The organism is Enterococcus sp. AZ140 (assembly GCF_051714405.1).
Classification (GTDB): domain Bacteria; phylum Bacillota; class Bacilli; order Lactobacillales; family Enterococcaceae; genus Enterococcus_B; species Enterococcus_B pernyi.
In genome coordinates this window covers 1979630-1997360 of sequence record NZ_JBIORU010000001.1, presented here as the reverse complement: position 1 = coordinate 1997360, position 17731 = coordinate 1979630, and the positions used below count along the sequence as shown (strand labels likewise).

Below are 17731 nucleotides of genomic sequence, written 5' to 3'. Positions count from 1 at the left end.
TAAGATACCATAGAGTACTTTTACCTCGATAAGCAAGAAATCGAAATATAAGTGCTTAGCCTCGAAAAAAAGGCACCATCCACGAAATTTGTTTTAGTGGATGGTGCCTTATTTCCAATGATGTTACTTTTGTTTCTGCTGTTTATTCGGTTTTAGGTGTGTGATAGGACTAATGTCCAGACACTTTATTTTGAAGTGGTCATTTTGATTCAACTCATTCTAACTAAAGAATGGATAAAATAAAACGATAGAAAACAACCCATGAAACCCCGAAAATAGTTTCCTATTTTTGGATTTCATGGGTTGTTTTCTAATAGCTATTAGCTACAATGCTTATTCTGCTAGATTTTTATTAGGTTGTTCATCTAGAATAGGCGAACTCTCATTCACTAAATCAATCGGCTTAATAGCTAAAAATTGAGTTTGAAATTGTAATAGTTTTTTCATGAAAAATGAAATGAGATAAATAGAGATGGCAGAGATAACCGCTTGTCTTATCCCAAGAATCACAAGGTTTAGAGCGATGATCACGGTATTTGTCAGTAAAACGCCTAGAGCATGTTCGATCCCAAAATATTTTTTGAAAATCAATGGGGGAACCGTAACCCCGCCGTTTGACGCGCCGATTTGATAAAGAATGAATATTCCAAGACTAAATAGAAAACTGCCAGCGACTAAGGCGATTGGGAAATATTGGGTGATTACCAAAGCCGGTGTGTATGCTAAAATAATCGGAAATATCAAACTACCTATCAGAGTTTTAAAAAAAACTGCTCTTTCCAGAAAGATAAAAGCTAAACAAAGCATCGCTAGATTGATTGCCCAAACAATCAATGTCCGGTCGATCAGCAAGACCATTTCTAGAAGAAAACCAATTGATCCTACGCCTGCTGAAGCAATTTGATGTGGAAGCAAAAACATATTTAGTCCCACAGTAATACTAATGATTCCAACAATAATCACAGGTAATTTTTTTATTTCTGCTTTCACACGCGTATTCCTTTCTTTTTTCACTATTTCTATAATTATAGCAAGTAGTCCAGTTAAGAAAGTAACAACTTTTTCAGACTAAACTGAAAAAAATATTCCGCGGGTTTGTTGCTTATTTGTTGACTAGATAATTTTTTTCTTGTAAAGAATGTGCACGATTTTGTTTCATTTTTCGATACTCTTTAGGTGAGATTTTTTCTTTTCGTTTAAAAATAGAACTAAAATAATTTGGATCATTGTATCCCACTTCTGAGGCTATGACAGATAGTTTTGAATTGGTTTCCCGCAAAAGTCGCCTAGCCATGCTCAATCGTTGTTCAGTAAGGTAGTCAATAAATGTTTGTCCTATTCCTTGAGAAAAAATCGTACTGAAATGTGAGCTGCTCAAATGGACATGATCAGCCACTTCTTTAAGAGAAAGCTCTGGTTCAAAATAGTGGTTTTCAATATACGTGATGGATTGTTCGAGTACTTCTTTATATTGATTCATGTGATTCTCAAGTACCATTTCTTTTAAAAAGTAAATCATTTGTTCAAGGTATTGGATGAAGAGAGGCGTGTCTGACAGAATGTTCGGAATTTCCTCTGTAGTGGTAAAAGAAACGACTTGATTGGTTTGGTTTTGACGTATCGTTACTAATTCATTCAACTCATTGATGATCAGATGCCTAACGAGAAGTGGATCGGCATGTTGATTGGTCTGTTTGACCAACTTCTCAACAAACGAAGAAATTTCGCTTTTTCTTAGTAAACGAATGGATTCTTTTAGATCAAAAGATTGTCCGTAATTGCCAAGCTTTTTTTCATAATCTAAATAAGAAAGAATTTTTATTTTAGGATCGATCTTCAAGTAACTGAGCAAATGAACAGCAGTCTGATAACTATGTGGAATTTCACTGATTCGTTTCACAGGATATCCGATTGCAATAACTAAATCATCTGTTGTATGCCCTAATGTTTTGTGAGAAAGCAATGCAACCTGATTTGCTTTTTTTTGTAATAGATCTTCATTTGGATCAAAAATCAATAGTTTGATAAATCGTGAAGAAAGGGAAGAAAAAAGTATTTGTTTATCGTTATCGAATAGCTCAGCCATCTTTTCATGAAAAATATCATAATCTGAAAAAAATTTATTTGTATGATTTGCGATTAAAAGAACCATATATTTATTTCCGGCGATTTCACGTTCAAGTTTTCGACCTTCTTCAATTGCTTCTGAAAGTAGTAACTGATTATTGAACAGGGCATTCAAGTAGAAGTTTTTTTGTACTTCTAAGGAATAGCCATTTGTTTCTTTAGACTGTTTCAATAAGGAGGCAGCTTCTAGTTTTTGAATGATTTGTTCTAGGCTTTTTTGTAGTTCATTAGGTTTGATCGGTTTTAACAGATACTCGGCTACTTGAAGTTGAATCGCAGCTTTTGCATACGTAAATTCATCATATCCACTAATAAAAATGATTTGGATATCAGGCAAAAGTTTTTTTACTTCATTGGCTAATTCAATCCCATTCATAAAAGGCATACGAATATCTGTCAATAAGATATCTGGTTTCTGCTCAGCAATCATTGATAAAGCAAGTTCGCCATCGCTGGCATCTTCAATAGAGCCCAAAGGTAAAAAGGTTGAAAATTCAGTGATCATCCTCTTCAATGATTCGCGAATCAAATGTTCATCTTCTGCAATAAAAATTTTATACATTTGCTTCATTCCTATCTATATTTTTTGTAGGGACAACGACATGGATGACCGTTCCATGATCGATCCGACTAGTAATCTTGATACTTGCATCGGTTCCATAGTATAAAAGCAAGCGCTTGTTGACATTAAAGAGTCCATATCCTTTATGGAAATTAGTATCTAAACCATCTGCGAGTTCTTGGTTGATCTCCTCTAACTTGGTTTCAGTAATCCCTTTTCCGTTATCAATGATCCAAAAATGGATAAATTCTTCTTGGTCTATATACGCTTTTACGATGATTTTTCCTGGCCGACGTACCAATTTGGTTCCATGATAGACCGCATTTTCAATCAATGGTTGAAGAATCATTTTCAATATTGGATGATGATTGACTTTTGGATCAATGGTTAATTGATAAGATAATTGGTCTCCATAGCGGATTTGCAAAATCTTCAGGTAATTGTCGCAATGTCGAATTTCCTGTTCGACTGGTATCCAGTCTTTTCCTTGGCTTAATGAAATGCGGAAAAAGTCAGATAAGGCATATGTCATTTCTTTGACTTTTTCAATTTGACCCATTTCTGCCAAGACCAAAATGGCATCTAAACTATTATAAATAAAATGGGGAATGATCTGAGCTTGTAGTGTCCTGACTTCACTTTGCGCAAGATTATATTGCTTCAACGCATTTTCCTCTAACAAAATCACTAAGTTATCAGCCATATCATTCATGCTATTACTTAATTTTTTTAACTCATTATTTTGTGGAGTTTTGATCCGATGATTTAAATGTCCTTCTGCTAAAGCATCAGCCATTTTGATCATTTCATCCATAGGCTGTTGAATTTGGTACATCATTTTCGTGTTGAACTTTCTTGTCAATAGGAAAATCAGCGCGATGATAACAGCCTCGATGGTGGAGAGAATCACCAAGGAACTGCGAACTTCTTCACTTTTTACGGAAGCCGTATCGATTTCGATTTTGACAAAATCTTGTAAGATGTCATGGGCAAGTTTGACCGCAGATTCAACATGTAACATCAATGCTTGATTCTCTGCGAATGTTTCTTTTTGATGGATATTTGCAATGATTTTGTCTAAATAGTCAGAAACATTATCAAGGGAGCGTAAAACGATATTGAGTGTTGCTAATTCTTGTGAGTTTTGAGTGCTGACCTTGATTGCACTGATTTCTTCTTTGATGCGATTGATCTGGTTGCTCTTTTGGAATTCTTCAGGTGTGATCTGCCCATAAGTTAATCCAAGAGCTTCTTCGATGATTGTTTCTTCTACATTACTGGCGATTTGATTAGCAATCGAGATATTATGGATACTTTTTTCATAGGAAAAAAGATAATGTGTATAAAGTGCAATGCTAATGATCAAAGGCGTGATTGCTAAAGATAACATGAGCCAACTTGTATGTCGAAGTAGTACTTTAATGCTTTCGTTCTTTTTCATTTTTCCTCCTAATATCCCCGCGGTGGGATCGTTGAAAAATCATTTTGATCTGAGAACACCGTATCAGAAACGTAGATGTCTTGTGGAATCGCTTTCTTTTCGAAGTAGCGTTTGACTGTATTGGCTACTAGTTCACCCATAAAAGGATTGCATTCTACCACACAGTTGACCTTTCCTTTTTTTAATTGATCGATCATCTCTTTTTGTGCATCAATGCTGACAATCACAAAATTCTTTTCGAGCTTTTTTTCCTTGATCGCATCTAAGGCACCTAGTGTCATTTCATCATTGTGAGAATAAATGACATCGATTCCCTCAAGTTTTCCCTCATCAATGGCTTTTGAAAATTGTTCTTTGGCTTTTAAGCGAATATAGTCTCCGGTGATCACTTGCCTGACATGGATTCTTGGGTCGCGACCGATAGTTTCTAAAAAGCCGTCTGATCGCAAGCGAGTGGGAGATGTGTTTTCTGAACCACGTATCTCAAATACTTGGATCGATTCTTGTGTGTTTTGCTGGTAATGATTGGTGACGTAGAGGCCAGCTCGACTACCTTGTGCTTTGAAACTTGAACCAATATGGGTCAAATAGAGATCTTGTTTTTCCGTTGTGATGTTACGATCAACGATGATGACTGGGATATTCGCTTCTTTGGCTTCTTCCAAAACAGAATCCCAGCCAGTTTCTTCGATAGGAGATAACACGATCATATCGACTTGATAGGCAATAAATGTCATCACATCTTGTATCTGTTGTTTTGGATCAGAGTAACTATTTCGGTGAAGGACTTGGAAATTTTGTTTTTCCAGTGCTTCTTTGATGGACTGATTTTGAACTTTGCGCCAATTACTTTCGGTGCCAGCTTGAGAAAAACCAATAGTCAACTCATTTTTTGTAGGCTCAGTAGAGTTGAAAGCACACCCAGTCAACAACAGGCAAAAAACTGCCAGAATAAAAAAACTTTTGTTCTTCATAATGAATCTCCCCTTTTATCTATATCATATAGCGTTTTCAAATTTCATATTAGCATGTTTGTCAATTTCGTAAGAAAATCAAGAATCGTCAAAAGAAAATGAAGAAAAATCAAAAGTTTACATAAATTTGCGAGGGAATTTATAGAAACACAGAAAAATAATCAATGAAAGCGTTTTATATTTCAACTATGATGAATTCATCAAATAAGTATTTGGAGGGACACACATGAAACGAGTTGGGAAAAATTGGTTGGTAGCAATTGTTTTTTTATTAATGTCAGTGACAGTATTTGCTGGTTGTAGCAATGGCAGTGCAGCCGGAGATGAAAAAGGATTTGTAGGGATTTCGATGCCAACAAAATCTGCAGAGCGTTGGATCGCAGATGGCGACAATATGGTCAAGCAACTAGAAGAAAAAGGCTACAAAACGGATTTGCAATATGGAGAAGACAAAGTAGAAAACCAAGTGGCGCAAATCGAAAATATGATCACAAAGGGAGTGGATACGTTGGTCATTGCTTCGATTGACGGTTCAGCATTGACAGATGTCTTAGAAAAAGCACATCAGGCGGATATCAAAGTCATTGCATATGACCGTTTATTGATGAACTCTGAATATGTCGATTATTATGCAACATTTGATAATTTTGGTGTAGGTGTTTTACAAGCTTCTTATATCGAAGATAAATTAGGCTTAAAAGATGGTGCTGGCCCATTTACGATCGAATTATTTGGCGGTTCGCCTGACGATAACAACGCATTGATCAATTACAATGGTGTGATGTCGATTCTTCAACCTTATATCGACAGCAAACAATTGAACGTCTCATCAGGTCAAACGAAATTCAATCAAATCGCGACGCTTCGTTGGGATGGCTCAACTGCACAAGCACGTATGGATAACTTATTAAGTGCTAACTATACAGATGACCAACTAGATGCAGTTCTATCTCCTTACGATCCAATTAGTTTAGGGATCATTTCTTCCTTAAAAGGAGTAGGGTATGGCTCAGCCGACAAACCACTTCCAGTTATCACAGGACAGGATGCAACGATTGCTGGAGTGAAATCTATCATTGCAGGAGAGCAAACACAAACGATTTTTAAAGATACACGGGTGCTAGCTGATAATACGGTAGAGATGATCGAAGCAATCAACAATGATAAAGAAGTGCCGGTCAATGATGAGGAAACCTACGATAACGGTGTGAAAGTCATTCCGACTTATCTAGCTAACCCAGTTTCTGTAGATAAAGAAAATTACAAACAAGAGCTGATCGATACTGAGTATTACAGCGAAAGTGATTTAGGCCAATAAGAGGGCTTTGGAACATTTGTCCTCTTGTACTCCTTAGAACCGAATAAACGGTGTTTAGAAGCTGACCTTCAATATTAAGCAAAAAAACGGGAAATATAACCAACTATTTTTCAATTTTCTCTCTTATTGCTAAGGTCAAAACGCTTCTGGCACAACCTCAATAAACAGTGTTTCAGTAGTAGCTCCTTCAAAAATAAGCGTGAGATCTCAAAATTTGAAGAACGATTTTCAGTTTTCGCGCTTATTTTTCGAAGTTGAGCGCTACTATCACACTCTCGATTAGGAAGTGAAAAAATGGCAGATTATATTTTAGAAATGAAAGAAATCATCAAAGAATTCTCTGGTGTTCGTGCGTTGAACAATGTCAATCTCCGCATCAAACGTGGAGAGATCCACGCCCTTTGTGGCGAGAATGGTGCAGGAAAATCCACGTTGATGAATGTGTTGAGCGGTTTGTATCCTTATGGCAGTTATTCAGGCGAAATCATGTATGACGGTGAGATATGCCAATTCAAAAATCTTAGAGATAGTGAAGCGAAAGGGATCGTGATCATCCACCAAGAATTAGCCTTGAGTCCTTATCTATCCATCAAAGAAAACATTTTTTTAGGGAACGAACAAACAAAGCATGGCGTGATCGACTGGAACTTGACGGAACGAAAAACAGAAAATCTACTAAAAACAGTGGGCTTGAAAATCGATCCGAATACCTTAGTTTCACAAATCGGTGTCGGGCATCAACAGTTGGTGGAAATTGCGAAGGCTTTTTCTAAAAATGTTCGATTACTCATATTAGATGAACCGACAGCAGCACTGAATGAAGAAGAAAGTGCCAATCTTTTAGCCTTGATCAAGGAGTTTCGCAATCAAGGGATCACTTCGATCATCATTTCGCACAAATTGAATGAAATCGTTGCGGTGGCGGACAGGATCACGATCTTACGAGATGGCCAAACGATCGAAACGTTAGAAAATACAGCAATCAGTGAAGAACGGATCATTAAGGGGATGGTTGGTCGTGATTTAACGAATCGTTATCCTGATCGTCATCCTGATATCGGCGAGGTTTATTTTGAAGTCAAGGATTGGACGGTCCATCATCCATTGACCACCGACCGAATCATCAATGATCATATCGATTTTTCGATTCGACGAGGAGAAATTGTTGGTATCGCCGGATTGATGGGGGCAGGACGCACTGAATTTGCCATGAGTATTTTTGGTCGCTCATATGGAAGCAATATCAGCGGTAAGATTTTTAAAGACGGAAAAGAATTAGTGATCAAAGATGTTTCTCAAGCAATTGATCATGGGTTGGCGTATGTGTCCGAAGATCGTAAGTCGGTTGGCTTGAATCTTTTGATGGACATCAGAGAAAATACGACGATTGCTAGTCTCAAAAAAATTAGTCGAAGTGGTATTTTAGATCAAGAAAAAGAAGTGATCGAAGCAGAAAACTTCCGGAAAAAAATGAGGACCAAAGCCACTAATGTGTTCCAAAACGTTGGTAGTTTAAGTGGTGGGAATCAACAAAAAGTCGTTTTAGCTAAGTGGTTGATGACAGAACCGGAAATTTTATTTCTGGACGAACCGACTCGTGGTATCGATGTCGGGGCAAAGTATGAAATCTACACGATTATTGAAGAAATGGCTGCCTTAGGAAAATGTGTCTGTATCATTTCTTCTGAACTACCTGAGATCATCGGTATGTGTGATCGGATCTATACCATGAATGAAGGGAAAATGACGGGAGAAGTGCTTAGAGAAGAGGCAAATCAGGAGTTATTGATGAACCTGATGACAAAAGAAGAGGAGGCAGTGGGCTGATGGAAAATGTCACAAAAAAAAGTCAGGAAAAAAATGCTTGGAATGTAAAAGAAAAGATATTAGATATCTTTAGTAAATATAGTATGGTCATTATTTTGGTCGCTTTATTGATTGCTTTTCAACTAATGACCGGCGGGATCTTTTTAAGACCGTTGAATATTACGAATATTGTGTTACAAAATAGCCATATTTTGATTTTGGCTGCGGGAATGTTGTTGGTCGTGCTTTTAGGTTACGTGGATCTATCGGTAGGTTCAGTCATGGCATTTGTTGGAGCGATGGCCGGTATGTTGATGGTCAACAACAACATCAGTCCATGGCTCGCCGTTCCTTTATGTTTATTAGTCGGTGGAGTGATCGGCGCATGGCAAGGCTTTTGGGTCGCTTATGTAGGGATTCCGGCGTTCATCGTGACACTTGCCGGTCTATTGATGTTTCGTGGTTTGACACAGGTTGTCTTAGGAGGGCAATCTTTAGCGCCTTTCCCTGGAGGTTTCCAAAAAATCTCGACGGGGTATTTACCAGATATCTTTGGTGTTCCTGGAATGCACTTATTGACGTTGATTTTAGGTGTCGTGTTAGCTGTTAGTTTAGTATTTGCTCAATGGCGTGCGAGAGCGCGAAGAAAAGAAAATTTATTTGAAGTACCATCAATGAACGCCTTCTTGATCAAAGCGGCATTGACGATCGTTCTTGTCTTAGGATTAAGTTATATCTTTGCTTCCTACCAAGGATTTCCAGTAATATTGATCATTTTAGGTGTGATTGTTGGGATATATGGATTTTTGACCAATCGGACAGTTGCGGGACGACAAATTTATGCCACAGGTGGTAATTTGAAAGCTGCTCAATTATCTGGGATCAAGACGAAGAAAATCACTTTTTGGGTATTTGTGAATATGGGCGTCATGGCTGCTTTAGCAGGACTGATCTTAGCCGCACGTTTAAATGCTGCTACCCCTCAGGCAGGGACTTCGCTTGAATTGGATGCGATGGCTTCTGTCTACTTCGGAGGAGCTTCCACTTCTGGAGGGATTGGAACGATCACTGGAGCAATCGTCGGTGGCTTAGTCATGGGCGTGCTGAACAATGGGATGTCGATCATGGGTGTTGGAGTAGACTGGCAACAAGCGATCAAAGGCTTGATTTTGTTGCTTGCTGTCGTATTGGATATTTACAATAAAAAACGCAAAATTTCTTAAGGTGGTGAACGGATGGAAACGACAGAGGAAAAACGGATATTATTGATTTGCACCGCTGGGATCACTTCAGGTCTGCTAGTAAAAAATATCCAAAATGCAGCAAATGAAAAAGGTGTACCTCTACATGTATACTCTGCACCAGCAATCGTGGCAGAGCAGGCGATCCAAAACCAGCAGATTGACGGACTGATGATCGGTCCACAATCAGAATATGAAGTGGAACGATTAAAAGATTTTCTGACGGTGAAAGCTGTTCCTTACAAATTGATTCGTAAAGAAGATTACGAAACATTTGATGGAGAATCTGTCTTAGCAGATATCTTACAATTCTTTTGAAATCACTTGAACTAAAAGCTGAAAAAAAGCAGTTGTTCCTTACAAAGCGCTAGTAAAAAGAAACTCATAGATATTTTTTCGTGTTAACAAGCCTTTCCAAAACAAGTTGTGCTACAATGATATCAAATAATTGTTCGGACAACTTACGTCGGAGTGAAAGGATTGGCAAAGTAACCATGGAGAAAACAAAATATCAAATGATCGCAGATGAGATAAAGGATAAGATCATTGACCAAATTTTCAAACTAAATGAACCGATACCGCCTGAACTCCAATTACAAAAAGACTATCAAGTCAGCCGTCATACGGTAAGACAAGCGATTGGACTGTTAGTCAATGAAGGGTACCTGCGTAAAGAGAAAGGCTCTGGAACATATGTCGATGACGCGTATAAGAAAACTTCAGAAAGTAGAAAAAACCAAAAAACGATTGGCGTGATCACGACGTATTTATCGGATTATATATTCCCCTCGATCATCCGAGGAATTGAAAAAGCGTTGAGTGAACAAGGCTATTCCCTCTTACTAGCCAGTACGAATAATGATCATCAACAAGAAAAAAACTGCTTGGAAAAAATGTTGCAGTTTGGTGTAGATGGCTTAATCGTAGAGCCGACAAAAAGTAATGAATACAATCCGAACCTTGCGCTTTATGTCCGATTGAGAGAGCAAGGAATCCCGATGGTCATGATCAATGCTGTCTATGAAGAATTAGCGGTCGCCTCGATTTGTGTCGACGATGTAAAAGTTGGCTTTAAAGGGACGGAGTATTTGATCCAGCAAGGACATCAGCGATTACTGTTCATCACGAAAATCGATGATTTACAAGGGAAATATCGGATGAAAGGATTTATTCAAGCGTGCGAAGCCTATGGTATCCAATTTTCGCCGGAAGATATCATTACCTACACGACTGATTCACGTGGGAAACTAGGTGAAAAAGTCCTCTTACAGCTAAAGGAATCGGCAAGCACCGGCATCATCTGCTACAACGATCAAGTTGCTAGCCAGTTGCTTGATGAGGTGATCGCAAAGGGTTATCAAGTACCGCAGCAATTGTCGATCATCGGAAATGATGATTCCTCGTTGAGTCAGATGGGCGCAGTGAAACTGACCACTTTAACTCATCCAAAAGAGCGGATGGGGAAAGATGCAGCAGAATGGATCATTCACACGATCCAAACGGGCAATCAAGGAGAAAATATCGTCTATGAACCTAGTTTGGTGATCAGAGATTCAGTAAGTGCAGCAAAGAATGCCGAGTAGCTGAGGGAAAACGATAAGTGTACCAAATACGATAAAAATTTATTTAATGAACATTAGTCAATGTCTAGCAAGATTATTTGCTCTTAAAAAGGTAAAGAGGAGGAATTTACTCTCTTTGCCTTTTTTATATGATAAATGTGAATTTATCAGGAAAAAGAAAAAGGATTTATGTACGAACAAATAACTATATTTGCGTTGACATGTACGTACAAAAAGTTTTATACTGTAACTATCATAAAGAGAAACTAAGGAGGCGTTTGACATCGAAGCGAAAGAAACTAGGCTGAAACGAATAGAAGCGATTCGCACAGGGCAAACAGCACTAGGTATTGAGCTAGGTTCGACGAGAATCAAAGCAGTGCTGATCGATCAACACTATGAGCCGATTGCAGCTGGAAGTTACGATTGGGAAAACCAGTTAGAAAACGGTATTTGGACCTATTCACTTGATGAGATTTGGAAGGGGTTACAATCGAGTTATCAGCAATTAGTCGACGTGGTTTCTGAAGAGTATGACACGACACTGACTACGATAGGAGCGATCGGCTTTAGCGCAATGATGCACGGTTATTTAGCATTTGATCAGCACGATGAATTGCTTGTTCCTTTTCGCACGTGGCGCAATGCCATTACCGCAGAGGCAGAAGAAAAGTTGAGCAAAGCCTTTCATTATACAATTCCACAGCGTTGGAGCATTGCCCATCTATATCAAGCAATTTTAAATAAAGAAACACATCTAAAAGATCTTAGTTACTTTACAACATTAGCTGGGTATATCCATTGGCAGTTGACCGGACAAAAAGTATTAGGAGTTGGAGATGCTTCAGGAATGTTTCCGATTGATCGTCAAACGAAGGGATATGATGTACAAAAGATTGCTATTTTTGATCAATTGGCACAAGCAGAAGGTTTTATGCAACCTTTAGAAACGCTCCTTCCAGAAATTCGTTTGGCTGGTGAGGTTGCAGGGACGCTGACTGAAAAGGGAGTCAAGCTCTTAGATCTATCCGGTAACTTATCTGCAGGGATTCCTGTTTGCCCACCTGAAGGAGATGCTGGTACAGGTATGGTCGCAACGAATAGTGTGGGGTTACGTACAGGGAATGTTTCAGCAGGGACATCGGCGTTTGCAATGATCGTACTAGACAAAGAGTTAGTAAACATCCATCCAGAGATCGACCAAGTAACAACACCTGACGGAAGCCCTGTTGCAATGGTGCATACAAACAATTGCTCATCAGAAATCAACGCATGGGTCAAGATTTTCAAAGAGTTCAGTGAGAGTCTTGGTGTGACGATCGATACACAGCAGATTTATGAAACCTTATTTTTGAAAGCGCTACAAGGAGAGGGTGACTGTGGAGGATTACTCAGCTACGGGTACCACTCAGGAGAAAACATCACAAAAATGGAACAAGGCAGACCATTATTCGTGCGACAGCCGGATAGTAAGTTTGATTTAGCGAATTTTATGCGGATGCACCTGTCGAGTGCTTTTGGGGCGATGCGTCTAGGGATGGAGATTCTTAAGTCCGAACAAGTCACGATCGATCGTTTAGTCGCACATGGCGGGATCTTTAAAACGCCGAAAGTTGCTCAAACGATTTTAGCTTCAGCAATGGAAGCACCTGTCACAGTCATGGAAACAGCCGGAGAAGGAGGCGCTTGGGGGATTGCCTTATTAGCTGCTTATCTCCGATCGGCAGATGGCACGACTTTGGAAGAATTTTTAGCAAAAGAGGTATTTTCAACCAGTGAAGGTCTGACGATCGAACCATCGGAGGAAGACTTAAGTGGTTACGAACGGTTTATTGAGATGTATGAAAAAGGGTTGCCTATCGAAGCATCCGCGATCGTATCAATGGAAGAAGGAGTGAGAGAATGTTAGAAAGTCTGAAAGAATCTGTTTATCAAGCGAATTTAGCTTTACCAAAACAAGGACTGATCAAATACACATGGGGGAATGTGAGTGCATTTGATCGGGAAACGGGTTATTTTGTCATCAAGCCTAGCGGCGTGAGCTATGAGGAAATGAAAGCAGAAGATATGGTCGTTGTTGATTTGAATAATCAAGTCATCGAAGGTGAACTAAATCCATCTTCCGATACACCGACACATGCGGTTCTCTACAAACATTTCCCGGAAATTGGCGGGATTTGTCATACGCATTCGACGTGGGCAACGATCTGGGCACAAGCGGGTATCGATCTACCCGCCATGGGTACGACTCATGCAGATACTTTTTATGGGAGCGTTCCTTGTGCAAGATTTTTATCACAAGAAGAAATCGATGCTGGTTATGAACACGAAACCGGCAATGTGATCATTGAGACATTCCAAAATAGAAATATTGATATCATGGCAATTCCAGGAGTGTTATTACATGGCCATGGACCATTTACTTGGGGGAAAGATGCTTCCCAAGCGGTGATGAATGCCGTTGTACTGGATGAAGTGGCGAAAATGAACTTATTTACTCGCCAATTGAATAGTTTTTCCGAACCATTGCCCCAACGAATATTAGATAAACATTATTTACGCAAGCATGGTAAAGATGCGTATTATGGCCAAAAAAAATAAAAAAATAGAGGAGTTACAATCATGTTAGCAATCAGTAAAAAAGAATTTTGGTTCGTCGTAGGTTCACAACATCTATACGGGGAAGAAGCGTTAGCGCAGGTCAAAAAGAATGCAGAGACGATCGTTACGGCACTAAATGATCACCAAACATTGCCTTATCCGATCGTACTAAAAGAACTAGCAGTAACTGCTGATACGATCACCTCGATCATGAAAGAAGCGAATTACCAGGAGCAAGTAGCAGGTGTGATCACTTGGATGCATACTTTCTCCCCAGCAAAAATGTGGATTCGTGGCACGCAGTTATTACAAAAGCCTTTGTTGCATTTAGCTACGCAATTTAATGAGAGTATTCCTTGGGAAACGATCGACATGGACTTTATGAACTTGAACCAAGCAGCCCACGGGGATCGGGAATATGGTTTTATCAATGCACGACTCAATAAGAAAAATGAAATCGTGGTAGGTCATTGGCAATCCGAAGATGTGCAACGTCAGATCTCAGACTGGATGCACGTGGCTGTGGCTTATAATGAAAGCTTCTCGATCAAGGTTGCTCGGTTTGGAGACAATATGCGTAATGTGGCTGTGACCGAAGGAGACAAAGTAGAAGCACAGATCCAGTTTGGCTGGGTGGTCGACTATTATGGGATCGGCGATTTAGTCAAAGTGATCGATGAAGTCACTGATGAAGAGGTAGCGTCATTATTTGAAGAATATAAACAACTTTATGATTTTGATTATGCAGATTATGACCATGACACTTGGGAGGCACATGTCAAAGTACAAGCAAAACAAGAAATCGGGATCAGACGTTTCTTGGAAGCGGGCAATTATAATGCTTTCACAACAAACTTTGAAGATCTTTACGGTATGCAACAATTACCTGGCTTGGCAGTCCAACGGTTAATGGCAGAAGGTTACGGATTTGCCGGTGAGGGGGATTGGAAAACAGCTGCTTTGGATCGGATGTTAAAAATCATGGCACAAAACAAAGACACAGGTTTTATGGAAGATTACACGTATGAATTGACGCCAGGAAAAGAAGCAATTTTACAATCTCACATGATGGAAGTAGATCCGACATTGGCGGTCAATCGACCAAAAATCGTTGTTTCGCCATTATCGATGGGTGATCGAGAAGATCCGGCTCGTTTGGTGTTTGACGGTAAAGCAGGCGATGGTGTCGTGGTTTCCATGGCAGATTTTGGCACGCATTACAAATTGTTGATCAATGAAGTGGAAGCCTTCGAACCAACGGAAGAAGCCCCACATTTACCAGTGGCACGCGTACTTTGGAAAGTCAAACCGAATTTCCATGAGGGGGTAGGTGCTTGGATCCGCACAGGTGGCGGACACCATACCGTTGTGTCATTGCATCTTACTACTGAGCAGATCCAAACGTGGGCGCGCTTGGTTGATTTAGAAGATATCGTCATCAAATAACTGAAATAATCAATTGAAGGACTTTAGGACTTTAGAAAAACTTACGTCTAACACTCTTTTTCAAAGAAGTAGAGCGTTATGATGTCATTTCTTAGAGATTCAAGTTAAAGTTAAATAAATACCGTAATGTTATCAGCTGATTAAGGGATAGCACATACGAGCAGTCGAAAGAAGCGACGAAGATGAGTCTGGACACTCTGGTAAAGGCCAGACTCATTTTTTGTTCTTTCGTAGGACTAGCAATGATTAAAGGGGTGTTCGATATGACAAACGTAGACAAACAAATAGAATTCGAACCATTAGATGCTTGGTGGCGGGCTGCAAATTATATTTCTGTTGCTCAAATGTATTTAAAAGATAATCCATTATTACGCCGTCCATTAACTAAAGACGATGTAAAGACACATCCTATTGGGCATTGGGGAACGATTGCTGGACAAAATTTTGTGTATGCACATTTAAATCGTGTCATCAATAAATACGATTTGGATATGTTTTACATAGAGGGTCCTGGTCATGGTGGACAAGTGATGGTATCCAATTCTTATATTGATGGCAGTTACAGTGAGATCTATCCTGAATTTACAGAAGATGAAGCCGGATTGGCACATTTATGTCGGGTGTTTTCTTATCCTGGCGGGATTGCATCCCATGCTGCGCCGGAAACACCAGGATCGATCCATGAAGGTGGAGAACTTGGCTACTCACTTGCCCATGCGACAGGTGCGATCCTTGATCATCCGGATGTGATCGCGGCGACAGTTGTAGGCGATGGCGAAGCAGAAACAGGTCCATTAGCTGGCGGTTGGTTTTCAAATGTCTTTATCAATCCGGTCAATGACGGTGCGGTGTTACCAATTTTGAATTTGAATGGCGGAAAAATTTCTAATCCAACTATCCTTGCCCGCAAGAGTGATGAGGATCTTCGAAAGTATTTCGAAGGAATGGGCTGGAAACCTTATTTTGTTGAGGGAACAGATCCAGAGGTTGTTCATCACATCCTGGCTTCAACACTAGATACAGTGATCGAAGAAATCAAAGAAATCCAAAAGGAAGCAAGACAAGCACCTGCGGAATCAGCCACGATGCCAAGATGGCCCGTCATTATTTTTCGGACGCCAAAAGGCTGGACAGGACCGAAGACGTGGGAAAATGAACAAGTGGAAGGAACGTTCCGTGCCCATCAAGTACCGATTCCAGTTGATTCAGAGCATATGGAACACGTCGATCATTTGATTGATTGGTTACAGTCTTATCGCCCGGAAGAGTTATTTGATGAACAAGGAAGAATCAAACAAGAAATCAAAGATCTTTCACCGAAAGGCAATCGTCGGATGTCGACAAATCCAATCACAAATGGCGGAATCGATCCCAAACCGTTAGTTATGCCTGATTGGAAAAACTATGCCGTGGATACTGCCACACCAGGAGCTGTCGTTGCACAAGATATGATGGTCTTTGGGGAACAAGCTAGAGATATAATCACGAAGAACCTAACCAATTTTCGGATCTTTGGTCCGGATGAAACAAAATCCAATCGCTTGAACAAAGTCTTTGAAGTGACTGATCGACAATGGATGGAACCTAAAGATGCTTCAGATGAGTGGCAGTCTTCTGTAGGAAGGGTCATTGATGGACAACTGTCGGAACATCAAGCGGAAGGATTTTTAGAAGGGTATGTTTTGACAGGGCGACACGGGTTCTTTGCTAGTTACGAATCTTTTTTACGTGTGGTTGACTCGATGTTGACGCAACACTTCAAGTGGATGCGTAAAGCTAGTGATCAGCCTTGGCGGAAAAACTATCCTTCCTTGAACTTGATTGCCACATCGACTGTTTTTCAACAAGATCACAATGGGTATACCCATCAAGATCCTGGTGTGTTGACCCATCTAGCAGAGAAGAAAGCAGAGTTTATTCGCGAATACTTGCCTGCAGATGCGAATAGTTTGATGGCTGTGATGGATCGTGCGTTGCAAGAAGAGCAAGTCATCAACTTGATTATTTCCAGTAAACATCCACGTCCGCAATTTTATTCGGCAACAGAAGCAGAAGAACTAGCCAATGAGGGGTTGAAAATCATCGATTGGGCTAGTACGGTTTCTGCGAATGAAGAGCCAGATCTAGTGATCGCAGCAGCAGGCACAGAACCAAACCTTGAAGCACTTGCGGCAGTCTCGCTATTGAATCAAGCATTTCCACAACTAAAAATCCGCTTTATCAACGTGGTGGATATCTTGAAGTTAAGACACCCATCTGTTGATCAGAGAGGACTAAGTGATGAAGTGTTTGACACGTTCTTTACGAAAGACAAACCAATTCTGTTTGCTTTCCATGGCTATGAAGGCATGATCCGGGATATTTTCTTCTTACGGCACAATCACCAATTGATGGTTCATGGTTATCGAGAAAATGGCGATATCACTACACCGTTTGATATGCGTGTCTTTAGTGAGTTGGATCGATTCCACTTAGCGCAACATGCAGCGGTAACTGTCTACGGTGAAGAAGCAACAGCTTTTGCTGAAGAAATGACACAACAATTGAAAGAACATCGAGAGTATATTCGGAAAGAAGGTCATGATCTGCCAGTAGTGGAAAACTGGAAATGGACGGAGTTAGCTCGGGTGAAGGAATAATAACTAAGAATGAC

General features: G+C 39.9%; 13 protein-coding genes. 9 read left to right on the top strand and 4 right to left on the bottom strand.

Annotated features, from left to right (window positions below; genetic code table 11):
• Positions 1-333: 333 nt before the first annotated feature.
• The 4 genes from IGJ39_RS09145 to IGJ39_RS09130 form a co-directional block, all read right to left on the bottom strand.
• Entirely contained in the window at positions 334-990 is a 657-nt protein-coding gene (locus IGJ39_RS09145; protein WP_104776356.1) for a YitT family protein, read from the bottom strand.
• A 112-nt stretch (positions 991-1102) separates the two neighbouring features.
• Positions 1103-2689, bottom strand: coding sequence for a response regulator (locus tag IGJ39_RS09140; protein ID WP_104776355.1), 1587 nt, complete (start codon positions 2687-2689; stop codon positions 1103-1105).
• On the bottom strand, positions 2682-4130 hold the full coding sequence (locus tag IGJ39_RS09135; protein ID WP_066025218.1) for a sensor histidine kinase: 1449 nt from the start codon (positions 4128-4130) through the stop codon (positions 2682-2684). The genes IGJ39_RS09140 and IGJ39_RS09135 overlap by 8 nt, the downstream gene beginning before the upstream one ends.
• Before the next feature lie 8 nt (positions 4131-4138).
• The gene (locus IGJ39_RS09130) at positions 4139-5104 is read right to left on the bottom strand and encodes an ABC transporter substrate-binding protein (RefSeq protein WP_195339480.1); all 966 of its coding nucleotides are present in this window, start codon (positions 5102-5104) and stop codon (positions 4139-4141) included.
• Positions 5105-5378: 274 nt separating this feature from the next.
• Between IGJ39_RS09130 and chvE the strand changes: the two genes are divergently transcribed.
• The 9 genes from chvE (at position 5379) to IGJ39_RS09085 (ending at position 17717) form a co-directional block, all read left to right on the top strand.
• Entirely contained in the window at positions 5379-6422 is a 1044-nt protein-coding gene (gene chvE / locus IGJ39_RS09125; RefSeq protein ID WP_229049006.1) for a multiple monosaccharide ABC transporter substrate-binding protein, read from the top strand.
• Between the two features lie 294 nt (positions 6423-6716).
• Positions 6717-8249, top strand: a complete 1533-nt coding sequence (mmsA, locus tag IGJ39_RS09120) for a multiple monosaccharide ABC transporter ATP-binding protein (protein ID WP_066025220.1) — start codon at positions 6717-6719, stop codon at positions 8247-8249.
• Entirely contained in the window at positions 8249-9451 is a 1203-nt protein-coding gene (gene mmsB / locus IGJ39_RS09115; RefSeq protein WP_019723427.1) for a multiple monosaccharide ABC transporter permease, read from the top strand. Before mmsA ends, mmsB begins: the two co-directional genes overlap by 1 nt.
• A 12-nt stretch (positions 9452-9463) precedes the next feature.
• On the top strand, positions 9464-9787 hold the full coding sequence (locus IGJ39_RS09110; protein WP_062804969.1) for a PTS sugar transporter subunit IIB: 324 nt from the start codon (positions 9464-9466) through the stop codon (positions 9785-9787).
• Positions 9788-9963: 176 nt separating this feature from the next.
• Positions 9964-11052, top strand: coding sequence for a GntR family transcriptional regulator (locus IGJ39_RS09105; RefSeq protein WP_065096016.1), 1089 nt, complete (start codon positions 9964-9966; stop codon positions 11050-11052).
• Between the two features lie 262 nt (positions 11053-11314).
• The gene (locus IGJ39_RS09100) at positions 11315-12940 is read left to right on the top strand and encodes a xylulokinase (protein ID WP_411161383.1); all 1626 of its coding nucleotides are present in this window, start codon (positions 11315-11317) and stop codon (positions 12938-12940) included.
• Entirely contained in the window at positions 12934-13632 is a 699-nt protein-coding gene (locus IGJ39_RS09095) for an L-ribulose-5-phosphate 4-epimerase (RefSeq protein ID WP_065096014.1), read from the top strand. The genes IGJ39_RS09100 and IGJ39_RS09095 overlap by 7 nt, the downstream gene beginning before the upstream one ends.
• A gap of 21 nt (positions 13633-13653) precedes the next feature.
• Complete coding sequence (gene araA, locus IGJ39_RS09090) at positions 13654-15078, top strand: L-arabinose isomerase (RefSeq protein ID WP_066025225.1); 1425 nt, start codon at positions 13654-13656, stop codon at positions 15076-15078.
• Between the two features lie 263 nt (positions 15079-15341).
• Positions 15342-17717, top strand: a complete 2376-nt coding sequence (locus IGJ39_RS09085) for a phosphoketolase family protein (RefSeq protein WP_195339479.1) — start codon at positions 15342-15344, stop codon at positions 17715-17717.
• Positions 17718-17731: the final 14 nt, after the last annotated feature.